The 21730-nt window shown below is 66.1% G+C and carries 20 protein-coding genes; 6 read left to right on the top strand and 14 right to left on the bottom strand.

What is annotated here, in order from left to right; translation table 11 throughout:
- Positions 1–6: 6 nt before the first annotated feature.
- Positions 7–1086: an efflux RND transporter periplasmic adaptor subunit gene (locus G7079_RS03310; RefSeq protein ID WP_166055538.1), complete on the bottom strand. Its 1080-nt coding sequence runs from the start codon at positions 1084–1086 to the stop codon at positions 7–9.
- Between the two features lie 95 nt (positions 1087–1181).
- Between G7079_RS03310 and G7079_RS03305 the strand changes: the two genes are divergently transcribed.
- The 3 genes from G7079_RS03305 to G7079_RS03295 all read left to right on the top strand — a co-directional run bounded on the left by G7079_RS03305 (position 1182) and on the right by G7079_RS03295 (position 4020).
- On the top strand, positions 1182–1850 hold the full coding sequence (locus G7079_RS03305; protein WP_166055536.1) for a TetR/AcrR family transcriptional regulator: 669 nt from the start codon (positions 1182–1184) through the stop codon (positions 1848–1850).
- 147 nt (positions 1851–1997) lie between these two features.
- On the top strand, positions 1998–2651 hold the full coding sequence (locus G7079_RS03300) for a protein-L-isoaspartate O-methyltransferase (protein ID WP_166055534.1): 654 nt from the start codon (positions 1998–2000) through the stop codon (positions 2649–2651).
- A 37-nt stretch (positions 2652–2688) separates the two neighbouring features.
- The gene (locus G7079_RS03295) at positions 2689–4020 is read left to right on the top strand and encodes a TolC family outer membrane protein (protein ID WP_166055532.1); all 1332 of its coding nucleotides are present in this window, start codon (positions 2689–2691) and stop codon (positions 4018–4020) included.
- Between the two features lie 5 nt (positions 4021–4025).
- Here G7079_RS03295 and waaA read toward each other — a convergent pair whose 3' ends face one another.
- Positions 4026–5318 carry a lipid IV(A) 3-deoxy-D-manno-octulosonic acid transferase gene (gene waaA / locus G7079_RS03290; RefSeq protein ID WP_166055530.1) on the bottom strand — a complete coding sequence of 431 codons (1293 nt, stop codon included), beginning with the start codon at positions 5316–5318 and terminating at the stop codon, positions 4026–4028.
- A 44-nt stretch (positions 5319–5362) separates the two neighbouring features.
- Here waaA and lpxL point away from each other — a divergent pair, with 44 nt between their 5' ends.
- Positions 5363–6295, top strand: coding sequence for an LpxL/LpxP family Kdo(2)-lipid IV(A) lauroyl/palmitoleoyl acyltransferase (gene lpxL, locus G7079_RS03285; protein ID WP_166055528.1), 933 nt, complete (start codon positions 5363–5365; stop codon positions 6293–6295).
- Here the strand turns inward: lpxL and G7079_RS03280 are convergent.
- Genes G7079_RS03280 through G7079_RS03250 form a run of 7 tightly spaced genes read right to left on the bottom strand, consistent with a single transcriptional unit; the run spans position 6274 to position 11622 of the window.
- Entirely contained in the window at positions 6274–7032 is a 759-nt protein-coding gene (locus G7079_RS03280; protein ID WP_166055526.1) for a glycosyltransferase family 2 protein, read from the bottom strand. The two genes, lpxL and G7079_RS03280, sit on opposite strands and share 22 nt — an antisense overlap.
- A complete protein-coding gene (locus tag G7079_RS03275) occupies positions 7029–8321 on the bottom strand; it encodes an O-antigen ligase family protein (RefSeq protein ID WP_166055524.1) in 1293 nt (430 codons plus the stop codon). Before G7079_RS03275 ends, G7079_RS03280 begins: the two co-directional genes overlap by 4 nt.
- On the bottom strand, positions 8318–9427 hold the full coding sequence (locus G7079_RS03270; RefSeq protein WP_166055522.1) for a glycosyltransferase family 4 protein: 1110 nt from the start codon (positions 9425–9427) through the stop codon (positions 8318–8320). The genes G7079_RS03275 and G7079_RS03270 overlap by 4 nt, the downstream gene beginning before the upstream one ends.
- A 12-nt stretch (positions 9428–9439) precedes the next feature.
- Positions 9440–9643: a zinc-finger domain-containing protein gene (locus tag G7079_RS03265; protein WP_166055519.1), complete on the bottom strand. Its 204-nt coding sequence runs from the start codon at positions 9641–9643 to the stop codon at positions 9440–9442.
- 50 nt (positions 9644–9693) lie between these two features.
- On the bottom strand, positions 9694–10401 hold the full coding sequence (locus G7079_RS03260; RefSeq protein WP_166055518.1) for a pirin family protein: 708 nt from the start codon (positions 10399–10401) through the stop codon (positions 9694–9696).
- A 7-nt stretch (positions 10402–10408) separates the two neighbouring features.
- A complete protein-coding gene (locus G7079_RS03255) occupies positions 10409–10999 on the bottom strand; it encodes a YceI family protein (protein ID WP_166055516.1) in 591 nt (196 codons plus the stop codon).
- A gap of 35 nt (positions 11000–11034) precedes the next feature.
- Positions 11035–11622 (bottom strand): malonic semialdehyde reductase, encoded by a 588-nt coding sequence (locus G7079_RS03250; protein ID WP_166055514.1) that lies wholly within the window; start codon positions 11620–11622, stop codon positions 11035–11037.
- Between the two features lie 114 nt (positions 11623–11736).
- On the opposite strand from G7079_RS03250, the gene G7079_RS03245 reads away from it, so the two are divergent.
- Entirely contained in the window at positions 11737–12687 is a 951-nt protein-coding gene (locus G7079_RS03245; RefSeq protein ID WP_166055512.1) for a mitochondrial fission ELM1 family protein, read from the top strand.
- A gap of 81 nt (positions 12688–12768) precedes the next feature.
- Here G7079_RS03245 and glnE read toward each other — a convergent pair whose 3' ends face one another.
- The 5 genes from glnE to groES all read right to left on the bottom strand — a co-directional run bounded on the left by glnE (position 12769) and on the right by groES (position 21204).
- Positions 12769–15561, bottom strand: a complete 2793-nt coding sequence (glnE, locus tag G7079_RS03240) for a bifunctional [glutamate--ammonia ligase]-adenylyl-L-tyrosine phosphorylase/[glutamate--ammonia-ligase] adenylyltransferase (RefSeq protein WP_166055510.1) — start codon at positions 15559–15561, stop codon at positions 12769–12771.
- A gap of 187 nt (positions 15562–15748) precedes the next feature.
- Positions 15749–17329 (bottom strand): NAD(P)/FAD-dependent oxidoreductase, encoded by a 1581-nt coding sequence (locus tag G7079_RS03235; protein WP_166055508.1) that lies wholly within the window; start codon positions 17327–17329, stop codon positions 15749–15751.
- A gap of 160 nt (positions 17330–17489) precedes the next feature.
- Positions 17490–19109, bottom strand: coding sequence for an NAD(P)/FAD-dependent oxidoreductase (locus G7079_RS03230; protein ID WP_166055506.1), 1620 nt, complete (start codon positions 19107–19109; stop codon positions 17490–17492).
- Positions 19110–19217: 108 nt separating this feature from the next.
- Positions 19218–20858 (bottom strand): chaperonin GroEL, encoded by a 1641-nt coding sequence (groL, locus tag G7079_RS03225; RefSeq protein WP_166055504.1) that lies wholly within the window; start codon positions 20856–20858, stop codon positions 19218–19220.
- Between the two features lie 55 nt (positions 20859–20913).
- Entirely contained in the window at positions 20914–21204 is a 291-nt protein-coding gene (gene groES / locus G7079_RS03220) for a co-chaperone GroES (RefSeq protein WP_166055502.1), read from the bottom strand.
- Positions 21205–21396: 192 nt separating this feature from the next.
- On the opposite strand from groES, the gene cutA reads away from it, so the two are divergent.
- Positions 21397–21726 carry a divalent-cation tolerance protein CutA gene (cutA, locus tag G7079_RS03215; RefSeq protein ID WP_166055500.1) on the top strand — a complete coding sequence of 110 codons (330 nt, stop codon included), beginning with the start codon at positions 21397–21399 and terminating at the stop codon, positions 21724–21726.
- Positions 21727–21730 lie beyond the last annotated feature (4 nt).

The raw sequence follows: 21730 nt of genomic DNA, 5'->3' as shown, positions 1-21730 counted from the left end.
GGCGGCTTACTTCGCCGCAGTCGCGGGTGCGGTTTTATCGAACACCGGTCGATTGTCGCGATCCACCGGCGCGACCAGCTGGCCCTCGCGCAGCAGGTGACCGCCAGCGGCGACGATCCACGCATTCGCGCCCACGCCTCCCAACACCGGTACAGCTTCTTCGGCATACGCGCCTAGTTGCACCGGCGCCAGATGCACGCGCCGCGACGTCGGATCGACCACCCACAATGAAGCCGGCTTGCCATCCGCGGCGCGTTGCACGGCAGACAGCGGCACGCTCAATGCGGCAGCTTCGCCATGTTCCTGCATGTACACGCGCGCGCTCTGGCCGAGTTCGACCGCACTGGCCGCATCGCCATCCAGCGCAACACGCGCGGCATAGGTGCGCGCCTGCGGGTCGGCGGCGGGAGAAATTTCGCGCACGCGGCCTGGCAATCGCTCGCCGGGTGCACTCCACAATTCAACTAGCACCGGCTGGCCGACCTGCACGTCGCGCACGCGCGATTCCGGCAGGGCAATCGCCACTTCGCGACCAGCATCACCCGCCAATGTGTAAACGGTTTGTCCGGCGGCAACGGTCTGCCCGGCTTCGGCCAGGCGATTCGCGATCACGCCATCGCGCGGTGCGTGCAGGCGCGTGTAGGCGGACTGGTTGCGCATCAATTCGTACTGCGCGCGTGCGGCGCGATAGGCGGCCTGCTGTGCATCGAAGGTCGATTGGCTGACCAGTTTCTGCGCAACCAGCTTGCGATAGCGTTCCAGATCGCCGCCAAGGCGCGCCATCTCCGCTTGCGCGGCGGCGACTTGCAGGCCGGCATCGCCAGGGTCGAGTTCGGCCAGCAGCTGGCCACGGCGCACGCGGTCGCCGGCATCGACCAGCCGCTTCACCAGGCTGCCACCGATGCGGAACGACAACGCGCTTTCCTCGCGGGCGCGGATCTCGCCGGCATAGGCGCTGAACGCGGATTGCGCGCCGCCGGACGGGTGTACCACCAACACCGGGCGCGCGGTTTCCACCGGCGCTTGGGGTTTGCCGCATGCCGCGAGCGTAGCCGTGAGCGCCAACGCCAGCATCGCAACCTTCATCTTGTGCCCCATGTCGCCCCCATCAGCGGTTCGTCAATATTAATGAACTTAGCGGTATAGTATAAATATCGAACCAACTGGTCTAGTATTAACGCATGATTTCTTCGGCCAAATCGAAGGCGACCGAGAGCACGACAACCAAGTCGGCTGGGCCAGGGCGTCCGAAGGATCCGGGCAAGCGCGCGGCGATCCTGGACGCGGCCAAGCGGATGTTCGTCCAGGATGGTTTCGATGGCGTCAGCATGGATCAGATCGCCTCCGAGGCGGGCGTCTCCAAGCTCACCGTCTACAGCCACTTCGGCGACAAGGACAGCCTGTTCGCCGAGGCGGTGCGCGCGCATTGCGAGCAGGCGATGCCATCCAGCCTGTTCGTCGCCGAGCCCGAAAAACCCGTTCGCGAGCGCCTGACCGACATCGGCCATGCGTTCTTCGGGATGATCATGACGCCCGAGGCGATCGCCGGTCACCGCGTCCTGTGCACCCCGCAAGCGACCGCCCGGGGCATGCCCAGCCTGTTCTGGGAAGCCGGCCCCAAGCGCGTGCAGGACGCCTTCACCGAGATGCTGGAGCGCCGGATCGAGGCCGGCGAACTGGAGATCGATGACCCCCGCCGCGCCGCGTCGCAGTTCTTCACCCTGCTCAAGGGCGAGGCGCACGCGCAGGCGGTGTTCGGCTACAGCTGCAGTGGCCGCACCGATACTCCGGAAGAGCACGTTGCCTCGGTCGTCGATTTGTTCCTGCGTGCCTATGCGGTACGCCCCTGAAGGTCGCCCGCCTGCATCGGCCCGGGTGACACCAGTCCCGGTGACTTCCGGCACTGCGTGTCGCTGTGCTAGCACAGCCAAACTGCCAAGCATCAAGACGGCCAGCACCGGTAAAATGACCGGTTCCCCGCAACGGATTCCAAGCGCATGAGCATCGACTACACCAAGGCACGCGAAAACATGGTGGAACAGCAGGTGCGTCCCTGGGACGTGCTGGATGCGCGCGTGCTGGAGACCATCGGCACGCTGCCGCGCGAAGCCTTCGTGCCCGAGGCGCTGCGCGCGATGGCCTATGCCGATACCGCGCTGCCGCTGGGCGATGGCGTATCGATGATGAAACCCGTGCTGGAAGGCCGCGCCTTGCAGGCGCTGCTGCCGCAGGCCGAGGAAAGCGTGCTGGAAATCGGTACCGGCAGCGGCTACCTGACCGCCTGCCTGGCGCGCCTGGCGCGGGAAGTGGTGAGCATCGAGCGCCGCGCCGACCTGGCCGAGGCCGCCCGCGCACGCCTTGCCGCGCAGGGCATCGGCAATGTGCGCATCGAAACCGTTGATGCATTGTCCTGGGACAACACGCAGCAGTTCGATGCGATCTGCGTCAACGCCGCGGTGGAAACACTGCCGCTTCGCTTCCTGGAATGGTTGACGCCGGGCGGCCGCCTGTTCGTGGTGCAGGGCCGTTCGCCGGCGATGGAAGCCACCCTGGTGCATCGCGATGTCAACGGATCGCGCACCGAATCGTTGTTCGAAACCGACTTGCCGTATCTGGCCGGCACCGCGCCGCAGCCTGAATTCACCCTCTAAGCATCCCTCACGACACTCTCGCGCCAAAGGATCCCCCATGCTGCGTCGCCCGCTCGCCTTCGCCCTTGCCATTGCCCTGCTGCCTGCCGCAGCGCAGGCCGACGACTTGCTGCAGAGCTACAACAATGCGCGCAGCAGCGACCCGCAGTACGCCGCAGCGGAATCCAGCCGCGCGATCGCCGCCGAACGTCCGGTGCAGGCACGCGCCGCGCTGTTGCCGCAGGTGAACGGTTCGGTCGGCTTCGACCGCATCGGCACCCCGGGCGATGCGCGTCGCACCGGCTCGTGGGGCGTCAGCGCCCAGCAATCGTTGTTCGATTACGGCAACTACACCGCGCTGCGCGCTGCCAAGGCGCAGGATCGCGCCGGCGGCTTCGACCTGGATGCCGCAGGCCATAGCCTGATCACCCGCACGTCGGCCGCCTACTTCAACGTGCTGGTGCAGCTGGAGACGCTGTCCGCCGCCGAAGCCGCGGAAACCGCGCTGCAGAAACAGTTCGATTTCGCCTCCAAGCGCCTGGAGGTCGGCTTGGCGCCGATCACCGACGTACACGAGGCACGCGCCCAATACGATGCCGCGCGCGCCAACACCATCCTCGCCCGCAACGCGGTGCAAGATGCCTACCAGGCACTGGTCGAAATCACCGGCACCCCGGTCGGCAACCTCAAGGGCCTGCCGGACGACTTCAAGCCGTCGCTGCCGGAGTCGCGCGATGTCAATGGCTGGGTAGCCACCGCATTGTCCGAGAATCCCTCGCTCAAGGCGCAGGCTGCGGATCTGGAAGCCGCCGAGGCGAACGTTGCCACGGCACGTTCCGGCCACTACCCGACCCTCGGCCTTGGCGCCTCCTATGGTCGGGCGATCCCGGGCCTGTACGGAAACCCGGAATTCAGTGGCAGTAACAAGGCCACCACCAATGTCGGCCTGACCCTGAGCATTCCAATTTTCTCCGGCTTCGCCACCCAGTCCGGTGTGCGCAGCTCGCTGGCCCAGCGTGATGCCACCGCCGACGCACTGGAGCAGACACGCCGCTCCATCGAACGCAGCACCCGCAATGCCTATCAGGCGCTGGTCGCCGGCATCAGCGAAGTGGAAGCACGCCGCTTGGCGGTGATCTCCGCGCAGAGCGCCTACGAGGCCTCGCAGGTGGGCTTGGAAGTCGGTACCCGCACCGTGCTCGACGTGCTGGTGAACCAGCGCACCCTGTTCGCCGCGCAACAGGCCTATTCGCAGGCCAAGTACAACTTCCTGCAGAGCCGCCTGCTGCTGGAGCAGGCCGCCGGTACGCTGGAAGTGTCCGATGTCGAGGACGTGAACCGCCTGCTCACCACCGACGAATCGGTTGCGGCGGCGACCACCGCACCCTGATTGGATCAATCACCCCGTGGCAACGCGGGTTCGATCAAGGCCATGGTGCGCTCCAGCGCACCCCGCCCCGCCAACAGCAGCTGTTGCGCACTCGCTGCCATGCGTTCGCGCACGTCCTCATCGGTGAACAACTCCAGCAATGCCGCCGCAAGCGCGGGCGCGTCCTCGACGATGCGCATGGCATCCGCTTCAAGCAGGCGCTTCGCGATGTCGGCGAAGTTGTGCAGGTGCGGGCCACTGAGGATCGCAGTGCCGGTGGCTGCCGGTTCCAGCAGGTTGTGCCCGCCGATCGCCTGCAGGCTGCCGCCGACGAAGGCGATCTTCGCGCAGGCGTAGAACTTCACCAGCTCACCCAACGTATCGACCACGAATACCTGCGTCCCAGGCCGCGGCCAGCGCTGTTCACTGCGCGTGGCGACCATGAAACCGACCTCCGCCGCACGTTGCGCGACCGCACGGAAACGTTCCGGGTGGCGTGGCGCCCAAAGCAACAGCGCATCCGGGTGCGCCTGCAACACCATGCGATGCGCTTCCAGCACGGCGACTTCCTCGTCTTCGTGCGTACTCGCGGCAATCCAGACCGTGCCGATGCCACGATGGTGGCGGAGTTCGCGCACGAAATCCGTGTCGTCCACCGGCAAGGTGTCGAACTTCAAGTTGCCGATCACCTTCACCCGCTGCGGCTGCGCACCGAGCTTGATGAAGCGCTTGCCGTCGTCCTCCGATTGCGCCGCGATCAGCGACACGCCGCGCAGGGCGCGCCTGATCAACGGGCCGAGTACGCGATACCCACGCAGCGAACGCGCCGACAGCCGCGCATTGAGGATATAGGCAGGAATCCCGCGATCACGGCAGGCGAACAGCAGGTTCGGCCACAACTCCGTTTCCACGATCAGCGCCAGCTTCGGCTTGAACTGATCGAGGAACCGCGCCACTGCGCCGGGCAAGTCGTAGGGCAGATAGACATGCACCACCGCGTCGCCCCACAGGGCCTGCACGCGCTCGGAGCCGGTGGGCGTGATGGTGGTGACAACCAATCGCAATCCGGGATGGTCCTGCAGCAGGCGCGTGACCAGCGGCGCGGCGGCGTTGACCTCTCCCACCGAAACCGCGTGCAACCACAACGGCGTCTCGACGGCGATGGTCGGGTAGCTTGCATAGCGCTCGCCCCAGCGCTGGAAATAGGCACGCTGGCGAAACCCGCGCCAAATCAGGTGGTAAAGGGTGATCGGCGCAAGGATGTACAGGGCGGCGGAATACAGGCCGCGCAGCACGCGCTCGGTGAGGTCGGCCCGCATCGGTACAGCATAGCGAAGCGGCGGGGCTAGGTAGAATCGGAAACATGCCCGCAAGCACAGCACCCGAGCTCCCCAACCCACCCCTTGGCCCTCGCCACTGGCCGGTGTGGTTCGGGCTGGCCGTCTGCATGGGCCTGGCGCGCCTGCCATGGTCGGTGCAGCGCAAGCTGGGCGCGGGCGTCGGCTGGCTCGCCTTGCGACTGTCGCGCCGTCGTCGCGAGGCCGCGCGCACCAACCTCGCGCTGTGCCTGCCGGAATTGGACGAAGCACAACGCGGGCAGTTGCTGCGCGAGAACTTCCGTGATGTCGGCATCGGCCTGTTCGAATTCGCCCGTGCCTGGTGGGGCGATGCCGCGCCGATGCGGAGTACCGCGACCATCGAGGGCCTCGACATCCTGAAGCGCTTGCAGGCCGAAGGCCGCGGGGTGCTATTGGTCTCGGGACATTTCATGACGCTGGAGATGTGTGGTCGCCTGATCTGCGACCATGTGCCGCTAGCCGGCATGTACCGGAAGCACCGCAGCCCGGTGATGGAATGGGCGGTGCTGCGTGGCCGCTTGCGCTATGCCAGCGCGATGTTCGGCAATGGCGATACCCGTGCGGCGATCCGCCACCTCAAGCGCGGCGGACTGCTGTGGTATGCACCGGACCAGGACATGCGCGGCAAGGACACCGTGTTCGCACCGTTCTTCGGTATCCCCGCGGCCACCATCACCGCCACCCACCAGTTCGCGCGCCTGACCGGCTGCGCGGTAGTGCCTTTCTTCCATCGCCGCGAGAACGACCGCTACGTGCTGCGCATCGCCGAACCATTGGCGCCATTCCCCACCGACGATGCCGTGGTCGATACCACCGCCGTCAACGCCGCGATCGAGTCGATGGTGCGCGAGGCGCCCACGCAATACCTGTGGCTGCACCGGCGCTTCAAGCGGCAGCCCGGAGGTGCGCCGCCGCGCTATTCGTGCAAAGCGCCCTGACGCTGCGCTTCCAACACCTTCGCGTACTTGAGGAAGGCATAGAACGACTGCGTTTTCGCCGCGAAGAACCCGGCCCAGCCATTGAGGAAGTAGCGCTTGCCGAAGTAGAGCTTGAGGAACGCGACCGCCGGATAGAACAGCAGGCGCATCCCGATAAAACACGGACGCTTGCCGCGTTTGTGCTCGACCAGCCCAGTGGAATAGCGGTTGACCTTGTCGACGCGGTCAGCGAGGTGCGGCTCGCCGTAATGACGAAATGGTGCGTCCAGGTCCAGCACGCGACCCTCGACTTCCGGCGCCGCATGCACCGGCACCATGTTCATCCGCCCGTGCGCCTTGCGAAACAGCCGCAGCTGCCAGTTCGCGCGCGTGCCTGCGTGCGGCCAACGCCAGAACAACCACTCCTGGCGGGGTAGCCGATAGCCGTCCGCGAGTGGCGCTGCGAGTTCGCGTTCGATCATGTCCCGACCGTGATCCGACAAATGCTCATCGGCATCCAGCAACAGAATCCATTCGCCATACGCCAACTCGATGGCCGCCTGCTTCTGCGGCCCATAACCGGCAAACGCCTGTGTTTCGATGCGCGCGCCGTACCTGCGCGCGATATCGAGGGTAGCGTCGGTTGATCCGGAATCCAGTACTACTCGGTCGTCGCAGAACGCCAAGCTGGACAGGCATGCCTCCAACGTCGCCGCGTTGTTCAGCGTAGTCACCACGCCGGAAAGCCGAAGCGTCATCCCGGCTCACGCGCCAACAGGCTGCCGGCGTACAGGGCCGCGAGCAGCAGCAATACACCGCCCCAGAACGTGGAGTACGCGGCCAGGTGCGTGTTGAACGGGAAAATCGTGACCGCCAGCGCCATCATCGCCGGACGTGCACGTTCGCGCGCCGCCGTGTCGGCATAGCGCCAAGCACGCCACGCCATCGCCGCACCGGCCAACCACAACAGCAGACCGATGCCGCCGGTTTCGCTCAGCACTTCCAGCACGATCTGGTGCGCATGCAATGCTGGCCCAGTGCCCCAGGCTGCCTGCGCACCGGCACCCGCATCGCATGCCGGGAACGCTTCCCGAAAACCACGCGCACCAACACCATTCACCGGATGCGTGCGCGCCATGCACAACGCAGCCGACCAGATTCGGCTTCGGCCGGAAAGCGCGTGATCCACGCCTTCGGCGTTACCCGTCAAAGCCGCCGTGCTGCGGTGCAGGCGTTCGGCGACCGGCGGCGAAACCAATGCCGCTGCCAACAACAGCGCGGCACCGAGACCAAATACCGCCAGCAGCCGCTTCCAACCCAGTAACCGCCAGCCAGTCCACGCGAGCACCAGCCCGTAGGTCAGCCATGACGCGCGTGCGCCGGCCAGCAGGATGACCAGGCCGATCGCTGAGGCCGCCAACAGCCAGCCGAGGCGGCCGAAGCGACGGCTTGCGGCATCCAGCGCGAACGGCGACAGGCTGGCCAGCACGATCCCCAGCTTGAGATTGCACGGCCCGAGCATGCCACTGAGGCGATCCAGCGCAGCGACTTCCGACGCCGTGCACATGCCGTGCCCGCTGATCGCCTGCTTGATGCCATCGATGCCCCAGAACAACGGACTGGTGCCGGTCATCGCCTGGATCAGGGCATCCAGTGTCCAGATGCCGACGATTGCCGCCAGTCCGTTGAAGGTGCGACGGCGCCCATACTCGCTGGCCACTGCGGAGGCCACGACCCACAGGAACGGCAGGTAGCGAAGATCGACAGCCGCTTCGCGCAAAGCACGCGTACGATCCGCGGCATCGATGGCGGAGATCGCCTCGGGCAGCCAATAGGCGAAGAACAATACCGAGGTCAGCGCCCAAGCCGGTCCGCTGAGCAAGGCTGTGCCTCCGCGGAAACGCGACAGCAACAAGCGCACGATGCCGGCGATCGCCCCAAGCACCAACACGGCCTCAGCGTACCCGGGTGCGGGCCACAACGCGACGAACACCAGCACCCACGCCGGCGCCCAGCGCCAACCGGGCGCGGCCTGTGTCGCGCTCATGCCTCCACCAGCGATCGGTACAGCACCAAGGTTGCCTCCTGCATCGCCTGCAATCGATAAGACCGCATCGTAACGGCTGCCGGCGGCTGCGCGAGCACCGAACGCGCAGCGGATGCCAATGCCGTGGTGTCGAAGGGCGGTACCGCGCCTTGCGGCTGCAGCTCCGCCAGCAATTCACCAACACCACCGTGAGCCCACCCCAAGACCGGCCGCCCGACCGACAGCGCCTCGATCACGGTGCGCCCGAACGACTCCGGCTTGCGCGAAAGCTGCAGTACCAGGTCACTTGCGGCATACGCCTCGGCAATCGCTGCGGTCGCTCCGGTCATCGCCAGCGCATCCTCGACGCCTGCATCGCGCGCCATCTCATCCAGTTCAGCCAAATATGCCTCGCGCCCATCCTGCCGCGCACCCGGCATCCACAACCGCGCATCCATGCCCGCCGCGCGCAGGCTGGCGAGCAAGCCGATGGCATCGGCATGGCCCTTCAGCCGCGTGCCACGACCGGGCAACAGCAACAACGGGCCAGTGCCACTCAGTTGCGGATGCAGTGCAACGACCCGTGCGCGTGCCTGCGGATCCGGCATCGGCGCATGCGGAAACGCATCGGGATCGATGCCGCGCGGAATGACCACCAATCGTCCCGGATCTGTCCGCGGATAGTGCCGCAACAGATACTCGCGCACCGTTTGCGAGACACAGACCACGCGTTCGCCACGAACCATGATCGCGCTATAGCGTGAAGGTGAATTCAAGCCGTGCGCGGTGGTGACGAAATGCGGCGCACGCGCGCTCCCGCGCAACGCGAACCAGGCAAGCCATGCAGGCAATCGCGAGCGCGCGTGGACGATGTCGGCATCGACATCACGAAACAGTTTGCGCAGCGCCGGCACGTGGCGAAAAGTGACAAGCGACTTGCGCCCGATATCGAGCGTCACATGCTCAGCGCCCAGCGCTTCGAGCTGCGGCAGCAGGCGGCCGCCGGCGGACACCACGATCGCGCGATGACCAGCGCGTACCAGCGCGTCGGCGATCTCAAGGGTGGAACGTTCAACGCCGCCGGACGAAAGCGCCGGCAGCAATTGCACCACGGTCAGGCGGCGCATCGACGCGCTGCGTCAGTCCACCAGCACGTATACGGCGCTGCAGTACGGGCATTCGCTGCGCCCGCCGTCGGCCTCGATCGCCAGGTACACGCGCGGATGCGAGTTCCACAGCGCCATCGACGGCTGCGGACAGCACAGCGGCAGGTCGGTGCGATGCACCTGGTACTCCAGCTGGGCATTGGCGGGCGACGAAGCGGTGTGGACGGACTCAGCCATGGCGATGCGACGCGGTTGCGGGAACCGCGCCAGTTTAGCAGCGCGGCGCGTCAGGCCGGCAGGTCGAACAGCAAGACGTCGCTGGCGTCGGCAATGCCGCGCAGGGCGATCTCACCGCCCTCGTCGTCGAAACCGAGCGCATCGCCGGCCACCAGTACGCGCTCGCCAACCGCGACTTCACCGGTAGCGACATGCAACCAGTACTTGCGCGCCGGATCCAGCACGGCGGCCACCGCATCGCCCGGCTGCAGGCGAGTCGCCCGCAACGTGGCCTGCTGGCGGATCGCGATCGAGCCGTCCGCACCATCGGACGACACAAGGGCCGCCCAGCGGGCGCAGCGTGCTTCGGGATCGAAGTACTGCTGCGCGTAAGCGGGCTGCGCGTTGAGCCGATCCGGCTGTATCCATATCTGCAGGAAATGCACCGGCTGCGCATCCGAACCGTTGTATTCGCTGTGTTCGATGCCGTGTCCTGCGCTCATCCACTGCACTTCGCCGGCGCGGATCACGCCATCGGTGCCCGTGCTGTCGCGGTGCGCCAACGCGCCGTCCAGCACCACGCTGAGGATTTCCATGTTGGCGTGGCGGTGCGGGGCGAAACCGCCGCCCGGGGCGACGGTATCGTCATTGATCACCCGCAGCGGGCCGAAGCCCATCCACGCCGGGTCGTGGTAATGGCCGAAGGAGAAGCTGTGCTTGCTGCGCAGCCACCCCAGGTCGACGGTGCCACGTGCTGCGGCGGGGCGTTCGATGATCATGCGTGGCTCACTTGGCCGCCGTGGCCTTCGGCACCGAGGCTTCGGTGGTGATGCGCAGGGTGATCTCATCGCTCACCGCGGGCACGAATGCGCCCACGCCGAATTCGCTGCGCTTGATCGTGGTGGTGGCATCGAAACCGACCGTCGGCACCTTCATCATCGGATGCTCGCCGGCCTTGTTGAGATGCGCGTCCAGCACGACTTCGCGGGTGGTGCCCTTCACCGTCAGGTCGCCGGTGATCTTCAGCTTGCCGTTGCCCAGGTCTTCGACCTTGCGGCTCTTGAAGGTGATCGCCGGGAACTTCGCGGCGTCGAAGAAATCGCTGCCACGCAGATGCTCATCCAGCTTGGGGACGAAACTGTCCAGGCCCGACAGCGGCAGGCTGACTTCGACGCTGGACTTGGCCACGTCGGCTGCGTCATAGACCAGGGTGCCATCCACATCGCCGAAATTCGCCGACGGGTTGGAGAAGCCGAAGTGGCTCCAGGTGGCGATGACATTGGTATGGGTCGGATCGAGCTTGTAGGGCACGCCGGCGGCGAAGGCATTGGCACTGGCGGCAACGAGGGCGGCGGTCAACAACAGACGCTTGAACATGGGGGTCTCCTTGCGGGAATGTCGTGGATACGTAGTTATTCGATGCGGCAGGCTTCGTCGAAGCCCAGCCGCGGTGAACGCGGGAAGATGCTGGCCGGGTCGCCCTTGCCCAGGTTGACCAGGAAATTGGATTTGATCGCTGTGCCGGCGAAGAACGTTTCATCGACCTTGGCCGCGTTGAAACCGCTCATCGGCCCGCAATCCAGCCCAAGCGCGCGCGCCGCCAGGATCAGGTAGGCACCCTGCAGGCTGCCATTGCGGAACGCCGGGATGAAGCGGTTCTCGCGCGGGCCTTCGAACCAGCTCTTGGCATCGGTATGCGGGAACAGCACCGGCAGTTTTTCGTGGAAGTCTTGGTCGAAGCCGACGATCACGGTCACTGGCGCTGCCATGGTCTTCTCGTAGTTGCCGGCATCCAGCGCCGGGCCCAGCTTGGCCTTGGCCTCGGCCGATTTCACGAACACGAAGCGCGCTGGGGTGGAGTTGGCCGCGGTCGGGCCGAACTTCAACAGGTCGTACAGCTTGCGCAAGGTCTCGTCGGACACCTCACCGGAAAAGGCGTTGTAGGTGCGGGCGGTGCGGAACAGCTGGTCCAGCGCGGCATCATTCAGGGTGTGCGACATGCGATCCTCGGGTTAGTTCGACAAGGCAAAGTGTAGAGTTCCACGGATGAAACTAAAATCACGCCATCGGAACGTATTGAATGCATTCGCGCAACAATGCGCCGGCGGTCGTGCATGACTGATCTCCTTGCCCTGCACGACGGCCGCGCCGGCAATGCCCGGCAGGCGCTGGCCTTGGCGCAGGCACTGGATAGTACGTTCGCAGAAGTCCTGTTACAGCCGCGTGCGCCGTGGCGCTGGCTGGCGCCGCGCGTGATGCCCGGTGCGAACCGCGCCTTCGGGGCCGACTTCGACGCCTGCCTCGCACGGCCACCCTCGCTCGCCATCGGCTGCGGCCGGCAGGCGGCACTGGCCACCCGCCTGCTGCGCGCGCGTGGCAGCAAGTCGGTGCAGGTCCTCGATCCGCGCATCGGCCCGGAACACTGGGATCTGGTCATCGCGCCACAGCACGATGGATTGCGCGGTGACAACGTGATTTCGATGTTGGGCAGCCTCAATCCCGTCGACGACCTGTGGCTGGCGCAGGCGCGCCACGATACTCCGCGCATTGCCGAACTACCCGCGCCGCACACCGTGTTGCTGGTCGGCGCACAGAGCAAGCATGTGGCCTTGTGCGATGTCGGATTCGAATCATTGCTGCAGCAACTCGCGCAACGCGCCCGCGACGAGGGCGGCAGCTTCAGCGCGGTCGCCTCGCGGCGCACGCCGGATCGTTGGCGAGACGCATTCGCGAAGGTGGATGCCGGCATTCCCGGCATCCGCTGGCGCGACGAACGCGACGGCGCCAATCCCTATGCCGGCTTGCTCGCCCATGCACAGCGCATCGTGTGCACGCCGGATTCCGTGAACATGCTCAGCGAAGCGGCGGCGACATTGGTGCCGATATTTGTTTGGTCGGCCGACATCGCCAGCGGACGCTTGCGGGTGTTCCTGGACGCGTTGCGCGCCAGCGGCCGCGTGCGCGATCTCGATGCCACGCTCGCATCCTTCCCGGCCGAGCCGCTGCGCGAAACCGCGCGGGTGGCGGCGGAAGTGCGGCAGCGGTTGGCGATTGCGGGCGCGTAAACGGCAAAAAGGGAGCAGAGTGAAGTTTTGCGGTTTTGCGGCCGGACATCCGGATACTGCCGATTGGTATCGGCGCGAAATTCACTCTGCCCCCTTTTCCTCCCCGTCGAAACGCAATCCCTGCGCTTGCACCGCCGCACGAATCGCGCCACGCGCCTGTTCGATCTCCGGCGTCAGCGGCACCCGTCGCGGACGCCGATCCAGGGTGCAGCGCAGGCCCGCATCCAACAGCACCGCATGCGCGGCCTGCAGTGCATCGCGCGTATCGACATCCAGTCGCCCTGCCGCCTGCGCCGCGTCGATCAACAGCGGCGTGGCGCGCGGGATGCACAGCGCCGGCGCGCTTGCCGCATTGCGCAGCACCAGGGATTGCAACAGGAATTCCAGATCAACCAGGCCACCTTCGCCTTGCTTGATGTCGAACAGCGCCGCGTCGCTGCGATCGAGTTCGGCGCGCATCTTGCGCCGCATCTTGGAGACGTCTTCGGCCACCGCGATCGGCTCACGCAGGCGGGCCAGCACGGCTTCGCGCAGACGCTCGAAATCGCCGCACAGCCCGGCATCGCCCGCAGCACAGCGCGCGCGGACCAGCGCCTGATGCTCCCAGGTCCAGGCGCGTTCGCGCTGGTACTCGGAAAAACTCGCAAGACTGGAGACCAACAAACCCTTCGCGCCATCCGGGCGCAGGCGCACGTCAACTTCGAACAGGCGGCCGGCGCCGGTATCGACGCCAAGCAGGGAGACGATCTTCTGCCCGAGGCGGGCGAACCAGCGCGATGCATCCAGCGCACGTGCACCATCGGACGCCGCGCCGTCCGGCGCGTCGTACAGGAACACCAGATCGAGGTCGGAACCGAAGCCGAGTTCCTCGCCACCCAGGCTGCCGTAACCGAGCACGGCGAAACGCCCGTGATCGATACCGCCATGCGACGCGTGCATTTCTTCCAGCGCGATGCGCAGTACGCAGGTGACCACCGCATCTGCCAACCATGCCAAGCGACGCGCGCAGTCCTGTGCATCGCAGCGCGCATCCAGCAACGCCAGCGCGATGCGGAAGCTCAGCGCCTGGCGCACTTCGTTGAGCGCCTGCAATGAGGCCTCGGCATCGCCTGCGCGTAAAACCACGGCGCATTCGGCCTGCATCGTCTCGCGATCCGGCAAGTCGCCGGTCACGCGGCGATCCAGCAATTCGTCCAGCAGCAACGGATGCGCGGCCAAACGTTCGCCGAGCAAGGCGCTGCGCGCCAGCGCATCGACCAGCCGCTGCAACGCCGCCGGCTGCTCGTCGAGCAGGGCCAGGTAACTCGCACGCTTCAGCAAGGTGTGTAGTAGCGGCAACAGCCGGCGTAGCGCCGCATCCGGTTGCGAAGAATTGGCCGCTGCCTGCAGCAAGGCCGGCAGCACGCGATCCAGCCGCGCGCGGGTCGCATCCGACAGTTCGCGCACACCAGGCGCGCGGGCGAAATCACAGAGGCTGCGGTGCAGATCGTCGCTAGCCTCGAAGCCGGCGCTCGCCAGCGACGACGCATCGCCATCGTCCGGCAGGTTGCGCCAGTACAGCGCCAGGTCGCTGTCGCCACTGGCGGCCTTGCGCGGTGCCAACAAGCCGGCGAATTCCGATGCCACGTACTCGCGCACGCCTGCAAGTTCGGTATCGAGTACCGACATATCCGCATGACCCAGCCCGCGCGTGACGCGTTCGCGTTGCAGTTCGTCGGCGGGCAGCGCATGGGTTTGCGCGTCGCCCATCATTTGGATGCGGTTCTCCAACACGCGCAGGTAGCGATAGGCACGGGCCAATGCGTCGGCCGTCTCGGCATCCAGATGATCCGCCTGCACGAGTGCCTGCAGCGCCGGCAGCAGGCGGCGTTCGCGCAGCTCGGGCTCACGGCCGCCACGGATCAGCTGCAGCGCCTGCACCAGGAATTCGATCTCGCGGATGCCGCCCGGCCCGCGCTTGATGTCGTCGGCCAGTTCCTTGCGCGCCACTTCCGCGGCGATCGCCGCTTTCATCGTGCGCAGGCCGTCGAGTGCACCGTAGTCGAGGTAACGGCGATACACGAACGGCCGCAATGCTGCGAGGAAGCGGTCGCCGGCTGCAAGATCGCCCGCTACCGGCCGCGCCTTCTGCCAGGCGTAGCGCTCCCAGTCGCGGCCCTCGCGCTGGAAGTACTGCTCCATCGCCGCGAAGCTCAACGCCACTCGCCCGGCATTGCCGAACGGACGCAGGCGCAGGTCGACGCGATGACTGAAACCGTCCGCGGTCACTTCGTCCAGCAGCTTCGCCAGTTGCTGGCCGAGCCGCGCGAAGTAATCCGATGCCGCCAGCGAACGCGCGCCGTCCGAATCACCATCGTGTTCGTAGGCGTAGACCAAGTCGATGTCGGAACTGAAATTCAACTCGCCGCCACCGAGCTTGCCCAGGCCGAACACGACCAACTGCTGCCCCACGCCATCCGCGTCGCGCACGTTGCCGAAGCGTTGCGCGAATTCCGCTTCCAGCGCGCCAAGTGCCAACTGCAGGCAGGTTTCCGCAAGCGCGGTGCTGCCAGCCAGGATGGCATCGACCGGATCGCCCTCGATCACGTCGCGCCAGACCAGGCGGGTGGATTCCGCCTGGCGATACCGCCGCAGCAGGCGCGGCCAGTCGGCGCGGTTGCCGGCGTCGAGCATGGGCGGCGTGGCCGGCGTGGCGCCGTCATCGGCCTGCAGGTGCTCGATCAGGTCCGGCTGCGTGGCCAGCGTGGCCAGCGCGAAATCGCTGGCGATGGCGAGCTGGCGCAGCTTGGCAATGAATGGCGCGTCGGCGCGCCACGCGGCGTCCGCCGGAAGCAGCGCGAGCTTGCGGTCGATGTGAGGCTGAAGATCGTGCATCGCACGATTCTTGCATGCGGGTGCGGGCACCTTGGCGCGGAGCAGGCAATAAAAAAGCCCGCTTCGACCGAAGTCTCAGCGGGCTTGCTCCCTCCCCCACGTCGGGATGCGGGCTGATCGTGAAGGAATCGTTATGGGCTTTGCACGCTGCGCTGCAAAAAAATACTGTTCAGTACAGGAATGATATTCAGCGCTGTGCCACGGCTGCACCGCGCTGAATCAGCACGGCCTGTGCCGCCAATTCGCCGGATTCGCAGCCGCCTTCCATGAAGCCCTGCGCCTCGACCGAGCAATGTTCGCCGGCGAAATGCAGGCCGCCGACGGCCTCGCCCATCACCCCGCCGAGGGATGACCAGTCTCCCGGGCGCAGGCAGGCGTAACTGCCCAGTACCCACGGATTTGATGGCCAGTGCATGCGCGCCTCGGCGGCATTGCCTCGTGCGGTGGCGATGCCGGGGAACACGCGTTCGAGGTCGCGCACGGCGGCTTCGGCCTGCTGTTTGGGCGTGCCCTGGCCGAGTTCGATGCCGTGGCGGCCACCGGTGAAATTGGTCAATGCCCCCGCCGTTCCCGCTTGCTTGCGCGAGGTGTCCCAGCTGGTCTGGTAGCCGAGGTCGCTCATCGACGCGCCATTGGCACCGTGCGTGCGCCAGACCCGGCGCTCGAAACCGATCATCAGCTTGGCGTTGCTGCCATACGCGAGGTTGTCGATGGCCTGCCGCTTGCGCTGTGGCAGCGCAACATCGATGCGCACCTTGCGCAGCAGGGTGAACGGCAGTGCCAGCACCACTTGCGCGGCACGCACCTCGCGCGAAGTTTCGCCCTTGCGGAAGCTGAGCACGTAGCCGTCTGCATCGCCGCGCAGCGCTTCCAGCACATGGCCGGGTTCGATGGCATCCGCCAGCTTCGCCGCCAGCGCCTGCGGGATCAGGTCGTTGCCGCCGCGCACGTGGAAGCGCTCGTCGCTGCTGCCGAAGATGCGGAACGCGTCCTTGTCCTCGGTGCCGATGAAGGTGAGGAAGTTCAGCGCGGACTGCTGCTCGACCTCCAGCCCCATCTCGGTGGTGTAGGCCACGTCGAGCAGCTTGCGCAGCCAGCCGCTCACGCCATTGCGGTCGAACCATTGGGCGATGCTGAGCGCATCGAGTTCGCGGAACTTCGGATTCTGGTCGGTGTAGTCGTAGTCGCCATCGCCGGCGGCGGCGAGGTCGCGCTCGATCGCCGCTGCCACCGGCATGAAGGCGCGCACGATCTCGGCTTCGCCGATCGCGCGGCCATCAAAGAACCAGGTGTCGTGGTCGCCGTCGCCATCGAGCAGGTCGTCGAGAGTGAGGCCCAGTTCGCCGGCCAGCTTGCGGATATGCGCATGACCGGTATCGATCAGTTCGCCGCCGAGCTCGATCACCTGGCCATCGGCGAAGTGGTTGCGCAACGAGAGCATGCGTCCACCGATGCGGTTCTGTGCTTCGTATACACGCACCCGTACGCCTTGCTGACGTAGCCGCCACGCTGCGGTCAGTCCGGCGATCCCGGCACCGACGATGGCGACTTCGTCATCCGTGTTCGCGCGCATCGGTGCGGGCAGCGACTGGCAACCGGCCAGCAATGCGCTGGCGCCCGCCGACTGCAGCAGGCGGCGACGGCGACGATCGATGCGTTGCGTGCGCACCACCTCGTGGAATTCGTCCAGCGGCATGCGCACGTGGCGGGATGCGCGGGCAATGGCGGCGGCGCGTTGCAGGAGACGGAACAGCGGGGTGCGGCCCATGGGCGTTTTCCGTGATGGTCAACGCAACCAACGGGGCCGTCGTGGCGAACAGGTCAGAGTTCAGGCGACGGCGAGGCCGGCGGGTATTCGCTACGCGACTCGAAATGTCGCTGCGCGAATACCCACCGGCCTCGCCTCACGATTGCCTGAGCCGGCCGCTTCAGTCCGGCCGCGGCCCGCGCCGCAGGTCCTTGAGGATTTCGCGCGCGGCATTGCGCCCCGGCAGGCCGGTCACGCCGCCGCCCGGATGCGTGCCGGAGCCGCAGAGATAGAGGTGCTTGAACGCGCCGCGATAGTTGCCCTGGCCGAGCAGCGGGCGCGCGCTGAACATCTGGTCGAGACCCAGCGCGCCGTGGAAGATGTCGCCGCCGACCAGGCCGATGCGGCGTTCCAGATCGAGCGGGCTCAATGCCTCGTAGCCCAGCACGCTGCGCGCGAAGTTCGGCGCATAGTCGTTGACGGTGTCGATCATGAGTTTTGCGACGGTGTCGCGATGCGCGTCCCAGCCGCCGTCGACCTGCGGATTCACCTGCTGGCAGAACAGGCTGGCGACGTGCTGGCCCGCAGGCGCGAGGGTTTCGTCCAGCGTGGACGAAATGACGACTTCGACGATGGGCTTACGCGCCCAACCGGCGTTGTATGCCTTCGACTTGGCATCGAAATACGCCTGCTCGAAATACTGCAGCGACGGTCCGATCAGGATGCCGCTGGAGTGGTGCGGTTGCTGTTGCGTGCCCGGCATCGCGGTGAAATCCGGCAGCTCGCTCAACGCCACGTTCATGCGGAAGGTGCCGGAACCGTTGCGGTAGCGGTTGATGCGCTGCGCGGTGTCTTCATCGAGCTGCGTGCGTTCGACCAGTTTCGTATAGAGCAGCTTCGGGTTGAGGTTGCTGGCGATGGTGGCCGCGCGCAATTCGCGGCCATCGGCCAACGCTACGCCGACCGCGTTGCCGTTCTCGACGATGAGGCTGGCGACTTCGGCATCCGTCTCGATGCTCACGCCGCGCGCCTCGCATTCGGCGCGCATCGCCTGGGTGATCGCGCCCATGCCGCCGATGGCGTGGCCCCAGGTACCGGTCTTGCCGTTCACTTCGCCGAACAGGTGGTGCAGCAGCACATAGGCGCTTCCCGGCGTGTAGGGACTCGCGAAATTGCCGACCACCGAATCCCAGCCCAGCACCGCCTTCAACGGCTCGCCTTCGAAATAGTGGTCGAGCAGTTCGCCGGCAGATTTGGTGAACAGGTCGAGCAGGTCACGGCGGCCACGCAGGTCAAGGTGCTTCAGCCGCTTGGCGACTGCATACGATCCCAGCCAGTCGGCGAAGGCGATGCGCTCGCCGATGTTCGGCGGAGTGAGATGGACGAGTTCCTTCAACACCGCCACCACGCGATCCAGCATCGCGTTGTAATCCGCCCAGCGCGCGACATCGCCCGGCGCAAATTTGGCGATCTCCGCTTCGGTATGGCCACCGCCCAAGCGGAAGCTGCGTCCATCGGGCAGCGGCAGGAAGTTCGCGTAGGGCCGCTCGACCACGCGCAGGCCATGCTGCGCCAAGCGCAGGTCGGCGATCACCTTCGGGTTGAGCAGGCTGACCGTGTAACTGGCCACCGAGTTGCGGAAGCCGGGATAAAACTCCTCGGTCACCGCCGCACCGCCGACCAGATGGCGGCGCTCCAGCACGCGCACCTTCAATCCGGCGCCAGCCAGATACGCCGCGCAAACCAGGCCGTTATGGCCGCCGCCGATGATCAGGACATCGCTGTTGCTGGAAGTCGCCACGCGTCGCACCGCTTTTCGGAAACCACCGATGATCCGCGTCCCGCGCGCAAAAAAGAAGGCCCGCTTGCGCGGGCCTTCCTGTACAGCAGTGCAGCGGATGGCGCCGGATCAGAAATCCATGCCGCCCATGCCGCCCATGCCACCGCCGGCCGGCATCGCCGGTTCGTCCTTCTTCGGGGCCTCGGCCACCATCGCTTCGGTGGTGATCATCAGGCCCGCGATCGACGCGGCGTTCTGCAGCGCGGTGCGGGTGACCTTGGTCGGGTCCAGGATGCCGAACTCGATCATGTCGCCGAACTCGCCGTTGGCGGCGTTGTAGCCGAACGCACCGGTGCCTTCGACCACGCGGTTGAGGATGACCGACGGCTCGTCGCCGGCATTGGTCACGATCTCGCGCAGCGGGGCTTCCATCGCACGCAGCGCGATCGCAATGCCGTGGTTCTGGTCTTCGTTGGCACCCTTCAGGTTGGCGATCGCCGCCTTGGCACGAATCAGGGCCACGCCGCCGCCGGGGACGATGCCTTCTTCCACTGCAGCGCGGGTCGCGTGCAGGGCGTCTTCAACGCGTGCCTTCTTTTCCTTCATCTCGACTTCGGTCGCGGCACCGACCTTGATCACCGCAACGCCGCCGGCCAGCTTGGCCACGCGCTCCTGCAGCTTCTCGCGGTCGTAGTCGGAGGAGGTTTCCTCGATCTGCGCCTTGATCTGCTTGATGCGGGCCTGGATGCCTTCGGCTTCGCCGGCACCGTCGATGATCGTGGTGTTTTCCTTCGATACCTGGATCTTCTTGGCGCGGCCCAGGTCCTTGATCGTGGCCTTCTCCAGCGACAGGCCGACTTCCTCGGAAATCACCACGCCACCGGTCAGGATGGCCATGTCTTCCAGCATCGCCTTGCGACGGTCGCCGAAGCCCGGGGCCTTCACCGCGCAGACCTTGACGATGCCGCGGATGGTGTTGACCACCAGGGTCGCCAGCGCTTCGCCTTCCACTTCTTCCGCCACGATCAGCAGCGGCTTGCCGGCCTTGGCCACGCCTTCCAGCACGGGCAGCAGGTCGCGCACGTTGGAGATCTTCTTGTCGTACAACAGGATGAACGGGTCATCCAGGTCGGCCGACATCGACTGCTGGTTGTTGACGAAGTACGGGCTCAGGTAGCCACGGTCGAACTGCATGCCCTCGACCACGTCGAGTTCATTGTCCAGGCCGCTGCCTTCTTCAACGGTGATCACGCCTTCCTTGCCGACCTTGTCCATCGCCTGCGCGATCAGGTCGCCGATGTTGGCGTCCGAGTTCGCGGAGATCGCACCGACCTGGGCGATTTCCTTGCTGGTGGACGACGGCTTGCTGAGCGACTTCAGCTCGACGACCGCAGCCTTGACGGCCTGGTCGATGCCGCGCTTCAGGTCCATCGGGTTCATGCCGGCGGCGACCGCCTTCATGCCCTCGCGGATGAACGCCTGCGCCAGCACGGTGGCGGTGGTGGTGCCGTCACCGGCGTTGTCGGAAGTCTTGGAAGCGACTTCCTTCACCATCTGCGCGCCCATGTTCTCGAAGGCATCCGCCAGTTCGATTTCCTTGGCGACGGAGACGCCGTCCTTGGTGATGGTCGGTGCGCCGTAGCTCTTCTGCAGCACGACGTTGCGGCCCTTCGGGCCGAGCGTTGCCTTGACGGCATTGGCGAGCACGTTGACGCCGCGCACCATCTTGGAGCGCGCGTCCTCGCCGAAACGAATGTCCTTGGCAGCCATTGCGATTACCTCAAAAAGAATTCAATAGGGGAAAGTTTTCGGAAGCGACGCGCGATCAGCCGAGGATCGCGAACAGGTCGTCTTCCTTCACGACCAGCAGGTCGACGCCGTCGAGCTTCACTTCGGTGCCGCTGTATTTGCCGAACAGCACCTTGTCGCCGACCTTGACCTGCGGCGCGCGCACCTGGCCGTTGTCCAGCACCTTGCCGGTGCCCACGGCGACCACTTCGCCCTTGATCGGCTTTTCGGTGGCCGAATCCGGGATCACGATCCCGCCGGCGGACAGCTTCTCTTCTTCCATGCGCTTGATGACCACGCGGTCGTGCAGCGGCTTGATATTGGACATGACAACCTCGGTAAATGGTTGATTAACGTGGGAAAACCCGCGAATTCTAGCAGTCGCGCATGGCAAGTGCCAAAAACCAGGGCAAACAAAAACCCCAGCGGGGACGGACTGGAGATGGGGCGGCCTGGCGGCCTTTCAAGGGCCGGGGACTAACTTTCGGCAGACGCCGCCGGGCAGCACCGCCGCTACGCTATGCCGATGCCTGTCCTGATCTGCCTGAGCACCTGCCCGGATGCCGCCAGCGCCGAGCGCATCGCCACCGTGCTGGTGGAGGAGCGGCTAGCCGCCTGCGTGAACATCCTGCCCTGCCTGCGCTCCGTGTATCGCTGGCAGGGCGAAGTCGAAGCGGCGGATGAAGCGCTGCTGCTGATCAAGACCAGCGCCGAGGCCTATCACGCCCTGCAGGCGCGGCTGATCGCACTGCATCCCCATGAACTGCCGGAGCTGCTGGCGGTCGAACCCGCCACCGGCCTGCCCGCCTATCTGGAGTGGGTGGCCGGCCAGACCCGCCCGTTAGACTGAGCCG

The organism is Thermomonas sp. HDW16 (assembly GCF_011302915.1).
Taxonomy (GTDB): Bacteria; Pseudomonadota; Gammaproteobacteria; order Xanthomonadales; family Xanthomonadaceae; genus Thermomonas.
This window is presented reverse-complemented; position numbering and strand designations above follow the sequence as displayed.